The 6,130-nt window shown below is 71.1% G+C and carries 5 protein-coding genes and 1 pseudogene; 1 reads left to right on the top strand and 5 read right to left on the bottom strand.

From position 1 onward, the window contains the following. Positions 1 to 374: pseudogene (locus ACIY1X_RS23960) on the bottom strand (hydroxymethylglutaryl-CoA lyase); the annotation flags it as partial. Between the two features lie 169 nt (positions 375 to 543). Further along, a complete protein-coding gene (locus ACIY1X_RS23955) occupies positions 544 to 1,641 on the bottom strand; it encodes a glycosyltransferase (RefSeq protein WP_038214165.1) in 1,098 nt (365 codons plus the stop codon). Positions 1,642 to 1,687: 46 nt separating this feature from the next. On the opposite strand from ACIY1X_RS23955, the gene ACIY1X_RS23950 reads away from it, so the two are divergent. Continuing rightward, positions 1,688 to 2,458, top strand: coding sequence for a glycosyltransferase (locus ACIY1X_RS23950; RefSeq protein WP_399685528.1), 771 nt, complete (start codon positions 1,688 to 1,690; stop codon positions 2,456 to 2,458). On the opposite strand, the gene ACIY1X_RS23945 is transcribed toward ACIY1X_RS23950, so the two are convergent. From ACIY1X_RS23945 to ACIY1X_RS23935, 3 genes are all read right to left on the bottom strand, one after another. Next, complete coding sequence (locus tag ACIY1X_RS23945) at positions 2,444 to 3,484, bottom strand: glycosyltransferase family 2 protein (RefSeq protein WP_051953931.1); 1,041 nt, start codon at positions 3,482 to 3,484, stop codon at positions 2,444 to 2,446. The genes ACIY1X_RS23950 and ACIY1X_RS23945 overlap by 15 nt on opposite strands. 28 nt (positions 3,485 to 3,512) lie before the next feature. Further along, positions 3,513 to 4,511 (bottom strand): glycosyltransferase, encoded by a 999-nt coding sequence (locus ACIY1X_RS23940; protein ID WP_399685524.1) that lies wholly within the window; start codon positions 4,509 to 4,511, stop codon positions 3,513 to 3,515. After that, positions 4,508 to 6,130, bottom strand: a 1,623-nt coding sequence (locus tag ACIY1X_RS23935) for a glycosyltransferase family 2 protein (protein ID WP_399685521.1), incomplete at its 5' end; no start/stop codon positions are given. The genes ACIY1X_RS23940 and ACIY1X_RS23935, both read right to left, overlap by 4 nt.

Below are 6,130 nucleotides of genomic sequence, written 5' to 3'. Positions count from 1 at the left end.
ATGCTCTCGGCGATGGAGCAGTTGATGTTCTTCTGGCTGAAGGCCTCGCTGGCCGAGCCGAAGACGACGATCTCGTCGGGCCACTCCACGCGCGGCGCCGAAAGCGCCGCCTCCAGCCCCTTCATGTTGGGCGTGAGCACCGAATAGCGCACACCCGGCTGGCGGCGGATGCCGTGCATCACCTGCGCGTTGTCGGCCATCTGCGGCACCCACTTGGGGCTGACGTAGCTGGTGACCTCGATCTCGGTGAGGCCGGCCGCCTGCAGGCGGTGCACCAGCTCGATCTTGACCTCGGCCGCCACCGGCTGCTTCTCGTTCTGCAGCCCGTCGCGCGGGCCGACGTCGATGAGTTGGACGCGGGAGGGGAGTTTCATGGGAGCCTCTTTCACGAAGTACCGTCCCGCAGACTCGAATGCCGCGAGTCAGAAGGCCGCGGAGCAGGCCATGCGGGAACATCCGCGGAACTGGCTTTGCCAGGCCGCAGGATGTGCCCCCGCGAGGGGGTTGGCGGAGCGGAACGAAGTCCGCGGAGACTGGGGGTGGTCATGGTTTCAGCCAGCGCGGGACCTTGAAGCGCACGATCATCAGGTAGGCCGCCACGTAGGTCACCACGAACAGCAGGCAGAAGAGCGCCAGGATCAGCGTGCGGTTCCAGAACAGCACCGCCGGCACGATCGACAGCGCCGCGAACATCCACAGGTAGGGCGAGGTGCGGTTGTTGCGCGCCAGCAGCTGGCGCGCCTCGCCGTCCTCGATGGCCACGCGCACGATGCGGCGGAAGATGAGCTGGTGGAAATGCAGCGCGTCGGCCGTGCCCGGCGACTGCCCGCGCGCGGCCTTGCGGTAGATGGAGAACAGCGTCTCCCACACCGGGTAGATCAGCAGCAGCATCGGGAACCACGGCGACACCACCGGATGCCGCTGCACCAGCGACACGCAAGCCACCGCGATCACCATGCCCCACACGTAGGCGCCGCCGTCGCCGGCGAAGATCTTGCCGCGCGGGTAGTTCCACAGCAGGAAGCCGCCTGTCGCGCCCATCAGGCACACCACCATGGCGGCGAGCTGCCGGTCGCCGAGCTGCAGCGCCACGTGCGTGATGGCCAGGCACACCTGCACCGCCACCGCGCCGGCCAGCCCGTTGTAGCCGTCGATGATGTTGAAGGCGTGCGGCAGGCCAGTGATGGCGAGCACCGCGATGAAGGCCGCCACCAGCGGCGTGGCCCGCAGCCACTGATCGACCGGGAAGTAGCCCAGGCGGTGCACGCCCAGTTGCAGCGTCCAGCACAGCAGCACGGCCGAGAAGGCCGTCAGCCCCAGGCGCAGCCGCACCGGCAGCTTCTGCGTCATGTCCTCCGCGATGCCGCCCAGCACGGCGGGCAGGATGCAGGCCAGCGTGAGCATGGAGGCAGCGAGCGGCCAGTCGACGTTGAACGGGTCGGTGCCGCTGATGCCCGCAGCGGCCCAGGCCGCACCCATGCCGATGAGGATGCCCGCGCCGCCCAGGCGCGGCACGTGGCCGCGATGGAAGCGCTGCGGCATGTCGGTGCCGTAGCGCCGCGCATGCCGGCGCGCGCGGCGCATGAAGTACAGCACCGCCGCGGCCGAGAAGAGGAAGCTGATGACGATCAGGGCAATCATGGGGCGCGGGCCGCGTTCATAGAATGCCCGCTGCCGAAATTAGACCATGCCCGTGCCGCCGACCGCCGACCCACCGCCCGTGACCGTCTCCATCGTGAGCCATGGGCAGCAGGCGCTGATCGGGCCGCTGCTGGGCGACCTGGACCGCTTCTGCGCAGGGGTGGTGGGCAAGGTGGTCCTCACAGTCAACATCCCCGAGCCCGAGGCGCTGGCCGACCGCGCGTGGCGCTTTCCGGTCGAGCGCATCGCCAACGCGACGCCCAAGGGCTTCGGCGCCAACCACAACCAGGCCTTCGCGCACTGCGCAACGCCCTGGTTCCTCGTGCTCAACCCCGACATCCGGCTCGACGGCGACGTGCTCTCGCCGCTGCTGGCGCTGGCGCAGGAGCGCACCGGCCTGCTGGCGCCGCGCATCCTGGAGCCCGGCAGGACGGCGCCGGAGCCGCACCGCCGCCTCATCACGCCCCGGGAGATCCTCGCGCGGCGCAAGCCCGGCTACACGGCGCCGGCCGTGCCCGACTGGATCCCGGGCCTGTTCATGCTGCTGCGCAGCCGCGCGTATGCCGACGTGCGCGGCTTCGACGAGCGCTTCTTCATGTACGGCGAGGACTTCGACCTGTGCGCGCGCCTGCGCCTGGCGGGCTGGTCGATCCGCATCGGCGAGGACCTGCTGGCGCGGCACGAGGCCCAGCGCGCCAGCCGGCGCAGCCTGCGGCACCTCCAGTGGCACGTGGGCAGCCTGCTGCGGGTGTGGTCGTCGGGCGCCTTCCGCCGCTACCGCCGCCTGCTGGCGCGCGAAAACTCAGCCCAGCAGTGAGCGCGCCCAGCGCACGCCCGGCAGCCGGGTGAGGCTGCCGATGGCGCGGATCAGCCACGGCGGGCTGTGCTCGACCATGAAGACGATCGCCCGCAGCTTGAGCTTGTGCTTGCGCCCCACCGCCGGGTTGGCCAGCACGATGGCGGCGTACTCGGCGAGGATGGCGCTCATCTCGGCGCGGTTGGCGTCGTCGGCCTTCACTGCCTCGATGACGTGGTCGATGAAGTAGCGGCCGAAGCGCGGGATGAAGCAGTCGCGCAGGAAGAAGCGCCTGAAGCGCGGCTGGTCCGGGAAGTCGGCCACCAGCTTCTTGAAGTACTTGAAGCGGCTGCGCACCATGCGGATGTCGAAGGAGGTGCTGCCGGTGTGGATGCACCACACGGTCACGACCTTGTCCAGGTAGTGGTTCGTGAAGCCGCGGCGGAACAGGCGCAGGAACAGGTCGTCGTCCTCGTAGCCCATGAACTGCGTGTCGAAGCCGCCCACCGCCTCGAAGGCGCGCCGCCCGATCAGCGAGGCCGAGGGCAGGATGAACAGGTCGTCGCGCAGCATCCGGTGCAGGTTGCGCTTGGGATGCTCGGTGTGCTCCTTGACCATGCCCCAGCGCACGATGCTGCCGTCGCCCTCGGCTTCTGCCAGATCGGCATAGACGAAGCCGAAGCAGGGGTCGTCCTCCGGCACCGCCGCGCGCAGGTCGCGGATGTGGGTGGGCAGGTAGAAGTCGTCCTGGTCGAGGAAGGAGATGTAGGGCGCCGACGACTCGCGCACACCGGTGTTGCGCGCCGAGCCCTGGCCGCCGTTGGCCTGGTCGACGATCCGGATCGGCCAGCGCGCCGCCATCTGGTCGAGGAAGGCGCGCTCCTCCGGGCGGGAGCCGTCGTTGACCACCACCACCTCGTCGGCCGGCAGCGTCTGGTCGAACACGCTGGCCAGCGAGCGCTCGATGAACTTCGCGCCGTTGTAGTAGGGGATGACGACCACGACGCCGGAGGGGCCGGCGCCGTGGGAAGCAGAGGGGCTTTGCATGGATGGTTCTTGTCGTGGGTACGCGGGCTCACACGGCCTCGAACAGGTCGCGCACGATGCCGCGCACCCCGCGCCCGTAGAGATCGTAGCGGCCGGTCGCCGCCTCGCGCAGCACCGGGCCGATGCGCGCCAGCCGCGAGGGCGGCAGGTGGGCGCGGAAGCGCTGGTGCGTCACCTTGCCGCGCACCTGCTCGATGCGCTGCGGGCTGATGCGCTCGCCGAAGCCGAGCAGCCGCTCCAGCACCTGCTCGGCCTTGACGGCGCGCTTGACGTGCGTGTCGCCGCGCGAGCCCAGGGCCTTGCGCAGCTTCTCGCCGAAGGTGTCGCGGCGCGCGCCGATCTGGTTGCCGCCGTGCTGGCGGTAGTCGATCAGCGGCGCCTCGATGACGTCCACCTCGCCGAGGGCGGCGGCGATGATGGCCAGCCACTCGTCGTGCACCCATTCGACGGGGAAGGGGCGCGCCGCATCGAGCAGCTCGCGCCGGAACACGGTGGTGGCGCCGGTGACGAGGTTGCGGCGCAGGTAGACGTCGAAGGCGCGGCCGCCGTGGATGCGGTCCAGTTCGCTGCGCTTCGTCTCCAGCGCGTGGAAGAGCGTGCCGCCCAGCGGCGCGCCGGCGCCGTCGACCAGGCGGGCGTCGGAATGCAGCAGCAGCAGCCCGGGCCGGGCCTGGAAGGCGGGCACGATGCGTTCGAGCTTGTCCGGCACCCAGGCGTCGTCCTGGTCGCTCAGCGCGATCAGGGCGCCGCGGCAGGCCGCGGCGGCCTGCTCGAAGTTCTTCGTCACGCGCAGGGCCGGCTGGTTGACCATGACGCGCAGGTCGATCGCCAGGCCCGGCCGCTCCTGCAGGCACTGTGCCACCGTGCGGCGCACCACCGCCACGCTGTCGTCCGACGAGCCGTCGTCGGAGAGCACGATCTCGCGCGGCGGCAGCGTCTGCAGGCAGATGCTGCGCACCTGCTCGGCCAGGAAGCGCGCGCCGTTCCAGGTGCACAGCGCGACGGAGACGTCCGCAGCGCCGCTCATCGCCCGAACCCCTTGGCCGCCTCGCGCGGCGGCCAGGCCAGGCTGAAGTCCTCCTGCGCCATCGTCAGGTTGGGGCTGTAGGCCGGGTCGTTGAACAGCAGTTCGCCCCAGCGGTCGAACATGAACTGCTCCTCGCGCTTGAAGCGCTCGACCTGCTCGGGCCGCAGGTCCGACGGGCGCGTGGCGGACTCGTGGTGGTACAGGTCGGCATACGGCGTCCACACGTTGCGCCAACCGGCCTCGCGCAGGCGCAGGCACAGGTCGACGTCGTTGAAGGCCACCTTGAGGTGTTCCTCGTCCAGCCGGCCGACGGCGTCGAAGCGGTCCTTGCGCACGACGAGGCACGCGGCGGTGACGGCGCTGAAGGTCTGCAGCAGCGCCGCCCGGCCGAAGTAGCCGGGCTCGCCCTGCGGCAGGTGGCGGTGCGCATGGTCGGCCACGCCGCGCCGGTAGCCCAGCACCACGCCGCCGTGCTGCAGCGTGCCATTGGGGTACCACAGGCGCGCGCCCACGGCGCCGACGCCGGGCTGCAGCGCGATCGACACCATCTCGCCCAGCCAGCCGGGCGAGATGACCTCGATGTCGTTGTTGATCAGGCCCAGCACCTCGCCGCGCGCGACGGCGGCGGCCTGGTTGTTGAGCGCGGAGTAGTTGAAGGGGCTGTCGTCGCGCAGCACGCGCACCCTCGGGTGCTGCTTGAGCTGGTCGAAGTAAGTCAGCGCCTGGGGATCGTCGGAGCCGTTGTCCACCAGCACGATCTCGTAGTGCGGGTAGTCGGTCTTGTCCAGGATGCTGTCGATGCACTGCCGCACCAGCGCGAGACCGTTGCGCGTGGGGATGATCAGCGTGACCAGCGGCGCAGGGTCAGGCAACGCGTAACGCACGCGAAAGCCCGGCGCGTCGCGCTCGGCGCGGGCCAGCCAGCCATGCCGGTCCAGATGGGCCTGCAGCGCCGCCTCGCCGCCCTGCGGCGCGTATTCGGCCGGGTCCATCGCATCGGGCCGCGCGGCGTCGTGCACGTGGCGGTGGTACAGCACGGAAGGCGCGTGCACGATGCGCCCGGCGTCCTCTTCCGCCGCGTCGGCGCAGCGCAGCGCCAGGTCGTAGCCTGCCGCCTCGTCCCCGCCGAGGCGAAAGCCGCCGGCGCGCCCGACGAGCCCCCCCTCGAAGGCGCCCAGGCGCACGAGGTAGTCCTGGGAGCGGGCCAGGTCGGGGTTCCACGCCGGCTTGAAGTAGCCGGCCGAGCGTGCGCCGTCGTCGGCGATGCGGTCCTCGTCGGTGTACGCGATCTGCGCGCCGGGATGGTCGCGCAGGGCCTGGGCCAGGCGCAGCAGGGCGTCCGGCGCCAGGGCGTCGCGGCCGTCCAGCAGCGACAGCCATTCGCCGTGCCGGAGTTCGACGGCTTCGCCGGCCGTCCCCGAAGCGATGGCGACGCGCGGCTCGGCCTGCGCCAGCGCCTGCAGCCAGGCCTGCCGCCGGTCGTCGCCCGCATCGCAGAAGGCGATGCAGCGCCATGCGCCGAAAGACTGCGCCGACAGCGACTGCACGGCGCGCGCCAGGAGCGCCTCGCCCGCCTGCCGGGCATCGAGCACGACCACGAAGCGGGGGCACTCCGGCCA

The organism is Xenophilus sp., from assembly GCF_044462705.1.
Lineage (GTDB): Bacteria > Pseudomonadota > Gammaproteobacteria > Burkholderiales > Burkholderiaceae_C > Xenophilus > Xenophilus azovorans.
The sequence above is the reverse complement of the archived record's forward strand: the minus strand, read 5'-3'. Positions and strand labels throughout refer to the sequence as shown.

Excerpts from the sequence above, each read along its gene's own strand:
- ACIY1X_RS23955 (WP_038214165.1), bottom strand. The coding sequence starts at position 1,641 with ATGATTGCCCTGATCGTCATCAGCTTCCTCTTCTCGGCCGCGGCGGTG.
- ACIY1X_RS23950 (WP_399685528.1), top strand. The coding sequence starts at position 1,688 with ATGCCCGTGCCGCCGACCGCCGACCCACCGCCCGTGACCGTCTCCATC.
- ACIY1X_RS23945 (WP_051953931.1), bottom strand. The coding sequence starts at position 3,484 with ATGCAAAGCCCCTCTGCTTCCCACGGCGCCGGCCCCTCCGGCGTCGTG.
- ACIY1X_RS23940 (WP_399685524.1), bottom strand. The coding sequence starts at position 4,511 with ATGAGCGGCGCTGCGGACGTCTCCGTCGCGCTGTGCACCTGGAACGGC.